The sequence below is a fragment of the Sulfurimonas sp. genome, assembly GCF_034005705.1.
Lineage (GTDB): Bacteria > Campylobacterota > Campylobacteria > Campylobacterales > Sulfurimonadaceae > Sulfurimonas.
The window spans coordinates 52,030-66,662 of record NZ_JAVEUF010000007.1; the positions used below are offsets into that span (position 1 = coordinate 52,030).

The following is a 14,633-nucleotide window of genomic DNA, read 5'->3' on the forward strand; positions in this document are numbered from 1 at the left end:
TCCGTTTAATAATCATTAGCATTAACTAACTAAAATTTTTTTACATAAAGAAGGAAGTATTAATGAAAAAAGTAACACAACTAGTAGCCTCGTTAGCTATTGTATCGACAATGTCTATGGCTCAGACCCTGGTGACCGTAAACGGCACTGAAATTACTCAAGAAGATGTAGACAAGGAGCTTATGACTGCAACGCAGGGAAGACTCAATCAAGTTCCTCCTGAAAAGCAGGCAGAATTTAGAAAGCAGGTTTTAGAGCAGCTCATAGCTAAAGAGCTTGTTTATGATGACGCTAAAAAATCAGGACTTTTACAGGCACCTGACTTTAAAGAGAGATATGAAGAGGTAACAAGCAGAATTAAAAAAGAGGTTGCTATTCAGGTTTGGCAAAAAAGAGAGTTTGACAAGATAGCTATCTCTGAAAAAGAGAAGAAAGATTACTATGATGCTAACAAGGAAGAGTTCGCTGAAGATGAGAGCGTCAGAGCTCGCCACATTCTGGTAGAGAAAGAGAGTGATGCTAAAAATATTATCGCTCAGCTGAAGCCTCTAAAAGGTGATGCTCTTAAAAACAAGTTTATGGAGATCGCAAAAGAGAAATCGACTTGTGCAAGTGCTCCTGAGGGCGGCGACCTTGGTTACTTCTCAGAGGGGCAGATGGTTCCTGAGTTTAACGACAAGGCGTTTTCGATGAAAGCAAAAGAAATCACTCTGGAGCCTGTAAAAACTCAATTTGGGCACCATGTTATCTATATCGAAGACAAAAGACCTAAGACGACAAGAAGTTTTTCTGAAGTAAAAGCAGCGATCGAGCAGAGACTAAAAGTAGAAAAAGCTAAAAGTGTTATGCTTGAGAAGATGAAAGAGCTAGAGAAAAAAGCAAAAATTCAATAGATTCTAAATTTATGTATTCTCCTATCTCAGAACTATATGTTGATGGGAGACGTTTTTATGTTAAAAGAGATGATCTTATAGATCCTTTTTTAGCAGGAAACAAATACCGCAAACTATACACGCTTCTACAAACACCACCTCAAAAACTCAAAACTGTTATATCTTACGGCGGAACACAGTCAAATGCAATGCTTGCAATTGCAGCTATGTGCAAAAGCAAAGGGTGGGAGTTTGTCTACTATACAAAACCAGTGAGCCATGCACAAAAGGATGAAAATTGCGGCAATTTTTATCATGCAAAGAGACTCGGGATGAAGCATGTGGAGATCGCTCGTGACTTCTACAGAGATTTTATAGCCTCTTTGAGATTGAACCTTGATGAAGAGACATTTGTGATAGATCAGGGCGGAGCTGTAGAGGAAGCAAGGCTTGGGCTGGAAGTTTTGGCCAAGGAGATAAGAGAGCAAAGTTTTCATCTAAGATCTTTAGCCACCCCATCCGGAACAGGAACAACAGCGCTTTTTCTGGCTCTTTCGCTGCCCGAGTACAGAGTTTACACGACTCCGTGCGTAGGTGATGCCGACTACTTAAGAGAGCAGATGAGCGCACTTCATGAGATACCGGATAATCTTACTATTTTAGAACCCAAAAAGAAGTATCACTTTGCAAAGCCGTATAGAGAGTTTTTAGAGATACAGCAAAAACTTTTAAGCGGCGGAGTAGAGTTTGACCTTATATATGCTCCCGGTATGTGGAGAACACTTTTAGAACAGACCAATGAGGAGATTTTGTACATTCACAGCGGCGGAGTGAGCGGCAACGAGAGCATGTTGCAGAGGTATAAGCAGAAGGGCTTTATATAAACACAACGTTCTCTTCTATGCCTACTCTGTTTGGCTTATAGGTGTTGATCTTTGCATCTTTGTCTTCATAGCCCAGAACAACGCTGTACAGAAGTGCAAGGTTTTCAGGCAACTTTAAAACATCTGCTACGACTCTTCCAAACTCTGTAGTTGAACCCTGAGGGCAGCTATCTATGCCAAACTCTTGAGCCGCAAGCATAATTGTCTGCATATATGCACCGCAATCAATAAGAGCGCCTTGCGCGCCGTCTATCATAGATTTATCCGTAAAGACAAAAAATACCGTGCCTGCACCAAACCATCTAAAGTTGTCATGCCACATCTTTGTTCGTGTCTCTACATCTTTTCTATCCACGCCCATTAAGCTGTATAGTCCCACCCCAGTCTCTATTCTTCTCTTTTTATAGGGTGCTTTCCAGTTTAGCGGATAGTACTGGATGAACTGGTCGTTCTCTACACCGCTGTTCATTTTATCTATGATAGCATCACCGATATTTTTTAAGACATTTTCATCGCTGATAGCGTATGTGATCCAAGGCTGCATATTTGCTCCGCTTGGCGTCATAGCAGCAGCTTTTAAAATTTTTTCTTGAATATCACGCGGCACCGGCTTTGGTAAAAAAGCTCTTTTAGATGAGCGATTTACTATAGCATCTACAATTGTCGGCATATAAAATCCTAATAAAATTTTTTTGGAATTATAATATAAATTAAATTAAAAGCCACTATAATACAACTAGACTAAAAAGACTTGACAAGATATCACTCAACTTGATATAATATTCTTCAAAATCATAAAGAGGAATTTATAACAATGAATAATATATTTGAAAAACTAACGAACAATATGAGCGAATCGATTGAGTCTGCGGTCTCGTTGGCACTATATAATAAAAACCAAGAGGTAGAGCCTATACACTTTTTATGGGCGCAACTTACAAACTCCAACTCGGTATTGAACCAACTATTTAACAAAATGGGCATTGACAAAGTAGCAATAGAACTTGATGTTAAGAGCATGAGCGAGAAGCTTCCTAAATCTTCTACCGTCTCAAAAGAGAGCATAAGGATCTCTAAAAACTTTGTACAAACGCTTGAGAACGGCGTAGGACTGATGACAAAAAACGGAGATTCTTTTCTGGCCGTCGATACATATCTTTTAGCAAATCTAAAAAATGAGCCTTTCTTTAGCCTTTTGAAAAAGTATATAGACATCTCAGAACTTGCGAAGAATATTGAGGCTTCAAGAGGAAATACTAAGATAGAGTCTCAAAGTTCTGATGAGACTTTGGAGTCGCTTAAAAAGTATGGAATAGATTTAACGCACGAAGCAAAAGAGGGGAAACTCGCTCCAGTTATAGGGCGTGATGAAGAGATCACCCGTATGATGCAGATACTTATCCGTAAAACCAAAAACAATCCTATGCTCTTAGGTGAACCGGGTGTAGGTAAAACAGCATTGGTCGAAGGACTTGCTCAGAGAATAAGTGACGGCAAAGTTCCGACATCTCTGCAAAATAAAAAGGTGATAGCTCTTGATATGAGCGCGCTAATAGCAGGTGCAAAGTACAGAGGAGAGTTTGAAGACAGGCTTAAAGCTGTAATTGATGAGGTAAAAAAGAGCGGAAACATTATACTTTTTATAGATGAGATTCACACGATTGTAGGAGCAGGGGCAAGTGAGGGGAGCATGGATGCGGCAAACATTTTAAAGCCAGCACTTGCACGTGGAGAACTTCACACTATAGGAGCGACTACGCTAAAAGAGTATAGAAAATATTTTGAAAAAGATATGGCGCTTCAGAGACGTTTCTTGCCTATTAATCTTGATGAACCGACGGTCAATCAGTCGCTCCAGATACTGCGCGGTATAAAAGAGCGCCTAGAGACACATCATAACGTAACTATTACCGACAGCGCTTTAGTTGCCGCGGCAAAACTCTCCGACAGATATATTGCGGACAGATTTCTGCCTGATAAAGCAATCGACCTTATTGATGAGGCAGCGGCAGAGCTGAAGATGCAGATAGAGTCAGAGCCGCATGCTCTAAGCAACGCCAAGATAAAAAGTTCCGAGCTTCATGTTGAGCAGGAAGCGCTTAAGATGGAGGATACTCCTGCAAATACAAAACGTCTCGAAGAGATAAAAAAAGAGCTTGCGGATGTTGAAGAGAACATCAGAAGCCTGGAGGCGCAGTTCACATACGAGAAAGAGGTCTTTGGAAAGATATCAAGCATTAAAAATGAGATCGAGGCAAAAAGAAGAGAGGCAAACCTGGCTAAAAATGCGTCAGAGTTCAATAAAGCTGCAGAGATAGAGTATGGTCAGATACCGCAGCTTCAAGCCGAAGAGAAGAAGTTAAGCGAAGATTGGGCCAGAATGCAAAAAGAGGGAACGCTTCTTAAAAACAGCGTTGATGAGGAGTCTATCGCTTCGATAATCTCAAGATGGACGGGAATCCCAGTTAAAAAGATGCTCCAAGCCGACAAAGACAAGATACTTAATGTCGAAGAGGAGTTAAACAAGGAAGTTGTAGGGCAGAGCAAAGCTACTCATGCCGTCGCACGCGCGATCAAGAGAAACAAAGCAGGTCTTTCAAGCGGCAACTCTCCGATCGGGAGTTTTCTCTTTTTAGGGCCTACGGGTGTCGGTAAAACGCAGACGGCAAAGACGCTTGCCAAGTTTCTGTTCGACTCGCCTGATGCTATGATCCGCATAGACATGAGCGAATATATGGAGAAGCACGCAGTATCAAGACTTGTGGGAGCCGCACCGGGATATGTGGGTTATGAAGAGGGCGGACAGCTGACAGAAGCGGTCAGAAGAAAGCCTTACAGCGTAATTCTTTTTGATGAGGTCGAGAAGGCTCATCCTGATGTTTTCAACATCTTGCTGCAGGTTTTAGATGACGGTAGATTGACCGATAACAAAGGCGTAACGGTTGATTTTACAAATACCATTATCATACTCACTTCAAACATTGCAAGTGACAAGATAATCAACAACCCTAACTCCGATGCGCTTCAAGAGATGGTTATGGGCGAGCTGAAACAGGCATTTAAGCCGGAGTTCTTAAACAGACTCGATGACGTAGTTATATTCAATGCGCTTGGACGTGAGCAGATAGTTGGAATTGTAGATATATTCTTTAGCGAGATAGCTCAAAAGGTAGCCTCTAGAGATATAACGCTCACACTCAGCAAAAGTGCAAAAGCCTACATAGCCGAAGCGGGGTTTGACCCGGTTTACGGGGCAAGACCTCTTAAACGCGCTCTTTATGAGATAGTCGAAGACAGACTTGCGGAACTTATTCTTGAGGGTAAAGTAGAGGAGGGCTCAAACGTAGAGTTTGATTTTAAAGATGGCGAGATAGAGGTTAAAATATCTTAATAACTATCTTTAGATGTTACATAAGTGTGGTTAATTGCCTTGATGTGCAAATCTTAACCACGCTTTAAGTAACTTTCTTATATGATTTCGGACTTAATTTTAAAGAAGGATATGTCATGAAAAGAACATACCAGCCTCATAACACGCCAAGAAAGAGAACTCACGGTTTTAGATCAAGAATGGCAACAAAGAATGGCCGCAATGTAATCAACCGCCGCCGTGCAAAAGGTCGTAAAAAATTGTCGGTTTAGGAAATTTCTATACGCTAAAACTCCACAAAGAGTTTCAGTATATATATAGAAAAGGAAAAGATGCACACTCTGATAGCGTAGTGCTATTTTTTCTTCCCGCTAACGAGATTCATAAAGTGGGTTTTACGGCCACCAAAAAAATAGGCAATGCCGTAAAAAGAAATAGAGCTAAAAGAAGACTTAGAGCTCTATTTCGTGAATTCTCACCAACTCTCAAAGACGGCACGTATATTTTCGTAGCCAAGCAATCAATCAATGAAGCCACGCACCAAAAACTCAAAAATGATTTTCAAAAGATCTTAAATCGGTTAAATGCGATAAAGAAAGAGTCTGATGATTAGGAAGTTTTTGCTTAAAGTTCTGTGGCTTTATCAGAAGTTTTTTACGCTTATAGGTTACGGCAGTTGCAGATATTACCCATCTTGCAGCGAATATGCGAGAATTAACTTCGAAAAAAACTCCATTTCAAGTGCTTTTTACCACACTTTTATTAGAATACTGCGTTGTAATCAATTCTTTGATGGCGGTATCGAGTACCCACTGCTCGACAAACTCTCATTAAAGCCCGCAAAACTCGGGGTTGATTCTATAAAATATTGGTTGGTTCCAAATAAAAAAAACCGCTTTTATATTATAAAAAATTTTTCATTTAAGGGTAAAATGTGTTAGACAAAATGACACCAAATCAAAGATTAACGATAGCCGTAGTGCTCTCGATCCTGTTCTTCGTAGTATATACGCTTATTTTTCCGCCAGAGGAGATAGAAGCTGCAAAAAGCAATCAGACAAACGCTCAAGGCGTAGAAAAAACTCAAACAACACAAACTTCTTCCGAAGCTTCACCTGTGAAAGTAGAAGATGTAGTAAGCCATGAGATCTCAACCGATGAGAAGATGGCTGTAAACGATATGAGCACTTTAGTTACCGTAACAAGTAACAACTTCGTAATGAAGCTCGATACACTGGGGCGTATCTCTTCAAAAGTGCTTCTTCAAGACAAGTACAATGACAAAGACGACAAGCATGCACAGCTTATTCCTGATGCGGGTCCAAAACCACTTTTCATCAGATTTTTGGAGCCAAGTTTAAATGATGAAGCGTCAAAGGTTCCTTACAAGACTTCGGTCTCAGAGGTATCTCTAAAGGACGGTTCACAAAGAGTCATACTCACACAGGAGCTGCCTAGCCTGACGGTTACAAAAGATATTCTCTTTTTTGCTGACGGGCATTACGATGTAAAGATATCTCTATCCCAAGATAAGAGATACTTTGTATATCTGGGGCAGAGACCGCGCATTACTGAGCAGATGATGACGGTATCGGGCGCGATGGTCTATACAGACGATGAGCTGGTAACTATCATAGAAGACGGTGACGCTGCAGGAAGAAAAACATTTACGGGCGTTGAGCTGATCTCCGCGTTTGATCAGTACTCTGCGACAATTATGTACGGATTTGCAAAAGATACGAACATAATTGTAGAGAGAGACAGAAACGATGATCCGGTCATCTATTTTGAAGCACTTCAAAATATGACATTCAGCGGTTACGTAGGGCAAAAAGAGTACAAGACGCTTCATAGCATAAACCCAGTTTTGACGAACGCTATCGAGTACGGATGGTTTACGTTTGCATCAAAGCCACTCTTTCAGCTTCTCTCATGGCTATATGACATTTTTGGCAACTGGGGTTGGTCAATCGTAGCTCTCACTATTATTATTAGAACAATCCTCTACCCTTTGACATACAAAGGTATGGTCTCTATGCAGAAGATGAAGGATCTCTCTCCTCATATAAAAGAGCTTCAGAAAAAGTACAAAGGCGATCCGCAGCGTATGAACGCAGCAGTTATGGATACATACAAAAAGCACGGTGCAAACCCTCTTGGCGGTTGTCTGCCGATGCTATTGCAGATCCCGGTATTTTTTGCGATCTACCGCGTACTTCTAAATGCGGTTGAGCTTCAGGGTGCAGAGTGGGCGCTTTGGATAGACGACCTCTCTAGAATGGATTCTACGTTTATACTTCCTATATTGATGGGTGCTTCAATGTACTATCAGCAGAAGCTTACGCCTAGCAACTTTACCGACCCTATGCAAGAGAAGATATTTAAGTTCCTGCCTATAATATTTACGTTCTTCTTCTTGACGTTCCCGTCAGGCTTGGTTCTTTACTGGTTTGTAAACAACCTTTTCTCTATCGCGCAGCAGTTTATCGTAAACCAGCAGTTCAAAAACGCTAAAGAGGCGGAGATCGCAGCGCATAAGCATGTGGAGAAAAAAGATGATTAAGATAGAGTCAACAACTCTGGAGCAGGCTTGCAAGGATGCTGCAGCTGCTTTAGAGTGTTCGGCAAGCGAGCTTATGATCGAGATCGTACAGAGTCCAAGCAACGGCTTTATGGGGCTTTTTAAAAAGAGCGCGATAATAGTTGCGGCTAAGAAAAAGCCAGAGACAAAGAGCGTTGATGAAAAACCTCTTAAAAAAGAGAAACAAGAACAAAGACCAAAAGATAGAACAGTACAAAAAGCAGAGCAAAAAAAAGATAGCAATAAACCTTCACAAAATATAATTAACGATACAATTATGCCAGAGTCATTCGTCAGTATGCAAGAAGACGAAGACTACGATATGGAAGATATCAACTATACAGCCGACTACGAAGAGGATGAAGAAAAGAAACAAGAGAGCAGTGCTAGAGCCGTTAGCGCATATGAAGTAGCTAAAAAAGTAGAAAAAGAGATAAACGAGCTCTTTGGTCTCATCTGCTTTAAAATAGATAAGATAGAGGTGAGCGCATACGATGAAGATACTCTTCTAGTAGAGTTCAAAGGCGAAGATGCAGCGCTTCTCATAGGTAAAGAGGGCTACAGATACAAAGCGCTCTCATATATGATATTTAACTGGATAAATACAAAGTACCAGCTGCAGCTTCGTTTGGAGATAGCAGAATTTTTAAAGAACCAAGAGGAGTCGGTAGCCAGATACCTGAGCGCGGTTTATGAGAACGTGGAACGAGACGGCAGAGCACAGACGAAAATACTAGACGGTGTTTTGATCCAGATAGCACTAAAAGAGCTTAGAGAGAAGTACCCTAATAAATATGTGGCAGTCCGCTCTACGCGCGACGGGCTTAAATTTATCATCATAAACGATTACCACAACTAAGAGATGAGTGAAGATACCATAAGTGCCATTGCTACAGCAAACGGCATAGGCTCTATAGCGATCATCCGCATAAGCGGGGATAGAGCCTTGAGTATTGCTAAAAAGCTCACCCGCAGAGAAGATTTTTCCCCAAGATACGCAACACTCTCAAACATCTACGATCAAAACGGCTGCCTTATTGATGAGTCTATACTTATCTACTTCAAAGCACCATTCTCATTTACGGCTGAAGATGTGGTCGAGATACAGTGCCACGGCGGTTTTATAGTCGCGCAAAGCATACTAAAAACCACCCTCGCTCACGGAGCAAGGCTTGCAACTGCGGGAGAGTTCTCAAAAAGAGCCTTCTTTAACGGCAGGATAGATCTGAGCGAAGCAGAAGCGATCGCACAGCTTATAGAGGCAAAAAGCGAAGACGCCGCAAAGATACTCGCACAGCAGATGAAAGGCTCGCTAAAAGAGTATATAGAGAGTATCCGCGATGAGATCATCCATGTACTTGCCTACTCAGAAGTGAGCATTGACTATGCGGAAGAGGACCTGCCGGAGGACTTGGTAGCTCAGATAGAGGCAAAACTAAAAGAACTTAAGCGCTCTCTCTCCTCGACCCTTCTAGCAAGCAGGGCAAGAGAGGGGCTGATGCAGGGCTTTAAGGTGGCGATCGTCGGAAAGCCCAACGTCGGCAAAAGCTCGCTTTTAAATGCACTCCTAAGCTACAACCGTGCGATTGTGAGCGACATAGCAGGGACGACAAGAGACACCATAGAAGAGCAGGTAAAGATCGGCACGCATCTTATACGCATAGTTGACACTGCGGGCATCCGTGAAGCAGGAGATGAGATAGAGCGCATAGGCATAGAGCGCTCGCTAGAAGCGATAGAGCAGAGCGATATAGTTGTCGCTCTTTTTGACGCATCAAGAGAATCTGACGCAGAGGATGAGAAGATAATATCTCTGCTTGAGTCAAATGCAAAAAACAAAGATGTCATATATGTAAAAAACAAGATAGACCTTGAGCCGAAGTTTAAGGCTTCTGGTATTGAGTTTGATATGGCTCTCAATACAAAACAGAGCGTTGATGAGTTGATCCAAGCTCTTGAAGATATTATGAACAGAGCAAACTCCTCAGATGAGATGATGCTTATATCGCAAAGACAGATATCTGCGGTTGAGAACACGCTAAAAAATATTGACGAAGCGTTTGAGCCGCTTGGCGACCAAGAGCTTGAGATATTCTCTTTCCATCTAAACGAGGCGGTAAAAGAGATGGCATCTATAACAAGACCTTTTGAGAACGATGAGATGCTTGACAAGATGTTCGGCTCTTTTTGTCTAGGAAAATAGAATTGGTAAATTCTATTTTCCTAAGCCTTGTAAAAGGCTACTTTAGTGCCATAGCGGCTAGCGCAAACTATATGGGCTTTGCTCATATAGTTTATATAAAAAAGTAGAATAATTGAAATATATTGCTATTGATCTAGGCTTAAAGAGAGTAGGTTTGGCGTACAGCGCGCATAAAGACCTAGTAACTCCGCTTAAAGCCGTTGAGCGAAAAAACAGAGACCAAGCCGCAAGAGATGTAAAAAAAGTTCTTGACGAGTGGGAAGCGGATGCGGTCGTTGTCGGCATACCGATGGGCGGAAGTTCTGAAGATGAGATGAGACGCCGCGTCGCACACTTTATGAACCTGCTCGATTTCAAAGGCGAGATATTTTATCAGGATGAGAGCAACTCCTCAAAAGAGGCAGAAGCGATGATGAGGGGCGAGATAAAGCAGATACGCGACGGACGCATCGACTCCATCTCCGCTATGATAATTTTGCAGCGGTTTTTATCCAACAAGAGTAATTATTAGATAATATCCTTGTGTCTGATTGAGTTTTAGTGACTGATACAATGTTGTTTTTCACAAGGAATTCCGTCCCCATCACCATCTGTTTTTTGATCTGGACAATTTCTTAAGAAAAATTTTGCTTCTTCACATGAACTCATTTGGCTACAATATTTACGACCATCACACTTGAACTTCGGTTGGCTTTTGGCAAAAAGGTGCTTGTCAAAATTTGTTTTTATTTCTTCTGCATAAGTTGCTGATGTTGTAAGAAGAATAAACATTAGTAAAATCACTTTCTTCATTATTAAAAGCCTTATTTTGATATATTAAAACTACTTATTCAAAAAACATTATATATCAAAAGTCTTGATATTGTCTAAATAAACTAACACAAAAGATAGATTATGCCACGCTGTTTATATTTAAGAGTACTTTTTTTAACAAAGAGGAGAATCTCTTTTTGCTTCGGAGTTTAAGAGTAGGAACTATACACATGTTATAATGGGTGTTACACATAAAGGAATTTTATATGAAACGTATCGTTGTTAAAGTTGGTAGTAGCGTCTTAATTGAGGATGGTAGAATTGCAAATGAGAGGATGTTAAATCTCGTCTCTCTTATTGTAGAGTTGCGAAAAAAGCATGAAGTTATTTTAGTCACATCCGGAGCTGTAGCAGCCGGGTATACCGCAGTCCAACTCAATAAACTTGTACCAACAAGTAAAAAAGTGCTGGCTTCATTGGGGCAGCCTATCCTTATGAGTTCATATAAGAACCTGTTTGATATTTTTGACGTTACGATCTCCCAGATCCTTATGACAGAAGATGATTTCAACTCAAAACCCCACACAGAAATTTTTCAAGAGATCATAGAGAGAACATTTAAAAATGACATATTGGCTATTGTCAACGAAAATGACATCTCAACTACACCGGAGCAGCTTTTTGGGGATAATGACCAGCTCTCAGCACATATAACATACTATGCAAGAGCAGATCTGCTTGTGATACTGAGTGACATCGACGGTTATTACGACTCAAATCCAAAAGAGAATCCAAAAGCGAAAATACGAAAGTATGTAAACGAGTTAACCAAAGAGGAGTTAGACCAAGAGTTCACACCAAATTCTAAATTTGCATCAGGCGGCATCGTAACAAAGCTAAAGGCGGCTAAATATATAATGGAAAACGATCTGGAGATGTTCTTATGTAATGGCTTTGATCTAACATCAGCGAGACGATACCTGCTTAGTGATGTTCATGAAAACGGCACGCTCTTTACGACTAAAAAGTAGAAGTGAAGTGGAGGGCTACTTTACACTGTTGATATTTAAGAGTACTTTTTTTAACAAAGAGGAGAACAGCTCTCTCTCTTCTTGGCTGAAAGCTTCAAAGTATTTACTGCACTCTTTTGAGATTTCGCCCAAAGAGTTTAGGACAATATCTTCACCGCTTTGTGTAAGGCAGACAAGCATACATCTCTTGTCGTTTTCATCCTCTTTTCTGTAAATAAAACCTTTAGACTCAAGTTTTTTTAAAACCTTGGTCATACCGCCAGATGAGAAGATGGTCAGGTCGTAAAGCTGTGTCGGAGAGAGTATTTTTCCGTGTGTAAATAGCGAGGCTAAAACATCTACTTCTGAGTTTAGGAGATCAAACTTCTCTTTTAAAAAACTCTCTGCATGTGTAAAGATTGTCTTTTGGATGAGTGCTATTGGAAAGGTCATTAAAAAAACTTCGGGAAGCTCCCCGCCGCCCACTTTGTCATAAAAATTTGTTATAAGGTCAGTATGTACTCTATTTTTTTTCATAGTAGAAGTATAGCCAAAATATATCTTTCTGGCAAGACATATTTAAGAGTTTATGTGATACCATTTCGCATTAATAGATAAAGGAGAGTAAGTGAGATTTTTATTTCCAATGCTCTGCATCCCGGTTTTTCTATACTCATACACGCTTGATGAGCTTATAGAGTTATCGCACAAAAACAGGGTTGTCGAGTCCGCTACGCATCAGCTTAGCGCAAAAGAGAAAGCTTATGATAGCTCCAAAAGTTCCTATCTGCCTACACTGGAGCTTGGCGGAACATATCAAAACGTTTATGAAGAGACTCCCGCACTTGCGCAAAACTCTCTAAAGGTCCAAGCAAGCCTGAAGTACACCATTTATGACGGCGGTAAAAAAGGGAGCCTCTACGATCAGTTGGAATCAGGCATAGATGCAAGCAGACAAAATGTTGAGGCCATCAAAAACAGCATCTCTCTTGATGTGGCAAGGCTCTATTTTGAGTATCTCTCGCTGGAATCGGACAAAGATGCTACAAATCAGGAGATAGAGCAGCTAAAGGCGGAGTTTAAAAGACTCGATCTCTTTTACAAGTCAGGCTCTGCGACAAAAGATGAGGTCGCAAAGATCGACTCCAGACTTAAAAATGCAATGGTTATGCTAAGCGAGATAGAGCTAGAATCACAGAGAATACTGCACACTCTTGAGTACTACACGACGCAGAAGATCCAAAAGATAGACGAAGGCTCCGTAGTCACACTAAATGAGCAGGAGAGAGTTGCAAGAGCCGATATTGAATCGCTTGAGTATGAAGCACTCTCCGTTTTGCATGAAGCCAAGACAAAAAAGAGCGAGAACCTGCCAAAGGTATATTTTGACAACACGCTAAGTTACAGCGACTACTATTTTGACGACAAGAGTCTGGAGAGCAGTTTCTTGGTAGATACTCAAAATATAGCTATGCTGAACCTCTCTTGGAACGTCTTTGACTTTGGCGCGCGCACAAAGGCTTATGAGTCGAAATTTCAAGAGTATTTGAGTAAAAAATCCGCACTGGAGCATGAGAAGCATAGGGCGGATGTCGAGTATAGATTTGCAAAAAAAGCGTTAGAGATCGCCAAGCAGAAAGTCGATGCAACCAAAGCAACGCTGGATGCCGCATCTTCAACCTATGAGCTTGTAAAGTTTAAGTACCAAAACGGAACTATCGACAATGTGGCGTATCTAGAATCAATGAGCGAGAAGTATGATGCTGACAGAGGTTATAAAAGAGCGCTATTGGATTTGGAAGTGAAAAAAGCGGAGCTGATCTACTACAGCGGAAAAGATGTAAAGGAGTTTTTATAGATGAAAAGTTTAGTATTGTCGCTTGTGGCGGTCTCACTGCTGTTTATAGGGTGTAGTGATGAAAAGGGTGCTGCTTCAAGCCAGCCGCAGATGGCACAGATGCCGCCACTACCAGTAAAAGCCCAAGTCGTAAAATATGAGAAGGTTGATTTTACCAAAAATTACTCGGCAGTTTTAAAGCCGTTTAAAGAGGTTCAGATCGTTGCGAGAATAAACGGAGTTTTGGAAAAAGAGAACTTTGTGGAGGGCTCGGAAGTCAAAGAGGGCGATGTTTTGTATGAGATACAAAAAGAGGAGTACAAAGCTGCGCTCGATGAGACAAAAGCGACACTCCTAAAAGCAGAGGCAAACTTTAACAAAGCTTCAAAAGATTGGAGCAGAGCCGAGTATCTATTTAAAAACAGCGCAATAAGCGAACAGCAAAGAGATGAGTTGTTATATGCATATGACAATGCAAAAGCTGAAGTGCAAAAGGCAGAGGCGGCAGTTGCAAACGCAGAGCTGAAATACAGCTACACGACCATAAAAGCACCGATAAGTGGCGTAATAGGCATGAGCGGCAGCGATGAGGGAAGCTACATAAACGTAGATGCTCCAAGTGCAAATCTCACCACCATAACGTCTTTGGATTCTATATATGCAGAGTTCTCCGTGCCTAGCAGCGATGTTTACAGATACTCTTCGCAAATAAAAAACTATGCGCCCGTATCTCTTAGAGTGGGCTCAAAAACATACAGCGGTAGAGTTGATTATGTGGCTCCAAAGCTTGATATGCAGACCGATACGCTTGGGCTTAGAGCAGTTTTTAAAAATCCAAACAGAGAGCTTGTAGTGGGCTCTTACGTTGAGGTCGGAATGGACGGGTTTAGTTATGACAATGTCGTGAAGATCCCGCAAAATGCCCTCATTAAAACTCCGGAAGCGGTGATGGTGTATGTCGCCAAAGAGGGTGTGGTCTCTATGCGCCCGGTTGAGGTTTTACAGGTAATGGACGGTATTGCACTGATCTCTAAGGGACTTAGCGAGCAAGAGAGTGTTGTCGTGAGCAATATCGCAAAGCTAAGACCAAACTCAAAAGTGGCTATTATGGACGGTAACTAAG

The 14,633-nt window shown here is 41.3% G+C and carries 16 protein-coding genes; 13 read left to right on the forward strand and 3 right to left on the reverse strand.

The window, feature by feature from the left end; genetic code table 11:
- Positions 1–62: 62 nt before the first annotated feature.
- Both RBR61_RS05300 and RBR61_RS05305 read left to right on the forward strand, forming a co-directional pair.
- On the forward strand, positions 63–893 hold the full coding sequence (locus RBR61_RS05300; RefSeq protein ID WP_320342588.1) for a peptidylprolyl isomerase: 831 nt from the start codon (positions 63–65) through the stop codon (positions 891–893).
- An 11-nt stretch (positions 894–904) separates the two neighbouring features.
- Complete coding sequence (locus RBR61_RS05305; RefSeq protein WP_320342589.1) at positions 905–1,756, forward strand: 1-aminocyclopropane-1-carboxylate deaminase; 852 nt, start codon at positions 905–907, stop codon at positions 1,754–1,756.
- On the opposite strand, the gene RBR61_RS05310 is transcribed toward RBR61_RS05305, so the two are convergent.
- Positions 1,749–2,426 (reverse strand): nitroreductase, encoded by a 678-nt coding sequence (locus RBR61_RS05310; RefSeq protein ID WP_320342591.1) that lies wholly within the window; start codon positions 2,424–2,426, stop codon positions 1,749–1,751. The genes RBR61_RS05305 and RBR61_RS05310 overlap by 8 nt on opposite strands.
- Positions 2,427–2,570: 144 nt before the next feature.
- Between RBR61_RS05310 and RBR61_RS05315 the strand changes: the two genes are divergently transcribed.
- The 8 genes from RBR61_RS05315 (at position 2,571) to ruvX (ending at position 10,421) form a co-directional block, all read left to right on the forward strand.
- Positions 2,571–5,147, forward strand: coding sequence for an AAA family ATPase (locus RBR61_RS05315; protein WP_320342593.1), 2,577 nt, complete (start codon positions 2,571–2,573; stop codon positions 5,145–5,147).
- A 116-nt stretch (positions 5,148–5,263) separates the two neighbouring features.
- Positions 5,264–5,398, forward strand: a complete 135-nt coding sequence (gene rpmH / locus RBR61_RS05320) for a 50S ribosomal protein L34 (protein ID WP_137015337.1) — start codon at positions 5,264–5,266, stop codon at positions 5,396–5,398.
- Entirely contained in the window at positions 5,386–5,739 is a 354-nt protein-coding gene (rnpA, locus tag RBR61_RS05325; RefSeq protein WP_320342656.1) for a ribonuclease P protein component, read from the forward strand. Before rpmH ends, rnpA begins: the two co-directional genes overlap by 13 nt.
- A complete protein-coding gene (gene yidD / locus RBR61_RS05330; RefSeq protein ID WP_320342594.1) occupies positions 5,732–6,067 on the forward strand; it encodes a membrane protein insertion efficiency factor YidD in 336 nt (111 codons plus the stop codon). Before rnpA ends, yidD begins: the two co-directional genes overlap by 8 nt.
- The gene (gene yidC, locus RBR61_RS05335; protein WP_320342596.1) at positions 6,061–7,689 is read left to right on the forward strand and encodes a membrane protein insertase YidC; all 1,629 of its coding nucleotides are present in this window, start codon (positions 6,061–6,063) and stop codon (positions 7,687–7,689) included. The genes yidD and yidC overlap by 7 nt, the downstream gene beginning before the upstream one ends.
- Positions 7,682–8,566, forward strand: coding sequence for a Jag N-terminal domain-containing protein (locus RBR61_RS05340; RefSeq protein WP_320342598.1), 885 nt, complete (start codon positions 7,682–7,684; stop codon positions 8,564–8,566). Before yidC ends, RBR61_RS05340 begins: the two co-directional genes overlap by 8 nt.
- Positions 8,567–8,569: 3 nt before the next feature.
- A complete protein-coding gene (gene mnmE / locus RBR61_RS05345; RefSeq protein WP_320342599.1) occupies positions 8,570–9,910 on the forward strand; it encodes a tRNA uridine-5-carboxymethylaminomethyl(34) synthesis GTPase MnmE in 1,341 nt (446 codons plus the stop codon).
- Between the two features lie 112 nt (positions 9,911–10,022).
- Positions 10,023–10,421, forward strand: a complete 399-nt coding sequence (ruvX, locus tag RBR61_RS05350) for a Holliday junction resolvase RuvX (RefSeq protein ID WP_320342600.1) — start codon at positions 10,023–10,025, stop codon at positions 10,419–10,421.
- Positions 10,422–10,447: 26 nt separating this feature from the next.
- On the opposite strand, the gene RBR61_RS05355 is transcribed toward ruvX, so the two are convergent.
- Positions 10,448–10,702, reverse strand: coding sequence for an excalibur calcium-binding domain-containing protein (locus RBR61_RS05355; RefSeq protein WP_320342601.1), 255 nt, complete (start codon positions 10,700–10,702; stop codon positions 10,448–10,450).
- A 227-nt stretch (positions 10,703–10,929) separates the two neighbouring features.
- Here RBR61_RS05355 and proB point away from each other — a divergent pair, with 227 nt between their 5' ends.
- Positions 10,930–11,694, forward strand: a complete 765-nt coding sequence (gene proB, locus RBR61_RS05360; RefSeq protein ID WP_320342603.1) for a glutamate 5-kinase — start codon at positions 10,930–10,932, stop codon at positions 11,692–11,694.
- 15 nt (positions 11,695–11,709) lie between these two features.
- Here the strand turns inward: proB and RBR61_RS05365 are convergent, their stop codons facing one another.
- Positions 11,710–12,210, reverse strand: coding sequence for a MarR family transcriptional regulator (locus RBR61_RS05365; RefSeq protein ID WP_320342605.1), 501 nt, complete (start codon positions 12,208–12,210; stop codon positions 11,710–11,712).
- A 91-nt stretch (positions 12,211–12,301) separates the two neighbouring features.
- On the opposite strand from RBR61_RS05365, the gene RBR61_RS05370 reads away from it, so the two are divergent.
- Positions 12,302–13,531: a TolC family protein gene (locus RBR61_RS05370; RefSeq protein ID WP_320342606.1), complete on the forward strand. Its 1,230-nt coding sequence runs from the start codon at positions 12,302–12,304 to the stop codon at positions 13,529–13,531.
- Positions 13,532–14,632 (forward strand): efflux RND transporter periplasmic adaptor subunit, encoded by a 1,101-nt coding sequence (locus RBR61_RS05375; protein ID WP_320342607.1) that lies wholly within the window; start codon positions 13,532–13,534, stop codon positions 14,630–14,632.
- Position 14,633 lies beyond the last annotated feature (1 nt).

Excerpts from the sequence above, each read along its gene's own strand:
- RBR61_RS05310 (WP_320342591.1), bottom strand. The coding sequence starts at position 2,426 with ATGCCGACAATTGTAGATGCTATAGTAAATCGCTCATCTAAAAGAGCT.
- RBR61_RS05305 (WP_320342589.1), top strand. The coding sequence starts at position 905 with ATGTATTCTCCTATCTCAGAACTATATGTTGATGGGAGACGTTTTTAT.
- RBR61_RS05315 (WP_320342593.1), top strand. The coding sequence starts at position 2,571 with ATGAATAATATATTTGAAAAACTAACGAACAATATGAGCGAATCGATT.
- RBR61_RS05375 (WP_320342607.1), top strand. The coding sequence starts at position 13,532 with ATGAAAAGTTTAGTATTGTCGCTTGTGGCGGTCTCACTGCTGTTTATA.
- yidD (WP_320342594.1), top strand. The coding sequence starts at position 5,732 with ATGATTAGGAAGTTTTTGCTTAAAGTTCTGTGGCTTTATCAGAAGTTT.
- RBR61_RS05365 (WP_320342605.1), bottom strand. The coding sequence starts at position 12,210 with ATGAAAAAAAATAGAGTACATACTGACCTTATAACAAATTTTTATGAC.
- proB (WP_320342603.1), top strand. The coding sequence starts at position 10,930 with ATGAAACGTATCGTTGTTAAAGTTGGTAGTAGCGTCTTAATTGAGGAT.
- RBR61_RS05355 (WP_320342601.1), bottom strand. The coding sequence starts at position 10,702 with ATGAAGAAAGTGATTTTACTAATGTTTATTCTTCTTACAACATCAGCA.
- rpmH (WP_137015337.1), top strand. The coding sequence starts at position 5,264 with ATGAAAAGAACATACCAGCCTCATAACACGCCAAGAAAGAGAACTCAC.
- RBR61_RS05340 (WP_320342598.1), top strand. The coding sequence starts at position 7,682 with ATGATTAAGATAGAGTCAACAACTCTGGAGCAGGCTTGCAAGGATGCT.
- mnmE (WP_320342599.1), top strand. The coding sequence starts at position 8,570 with ATGAGTGAAGATACCATAAGTGCCATTGCTACAGCAAACGGCATAGGC.
- RBR61_RS05300 (WP_320342588.1), top strand. The coding sequence starts at position 63 with ATGAAAAAAGTAACACAACTAGTAGCCTCGTTAGCTATTGTATCGACA.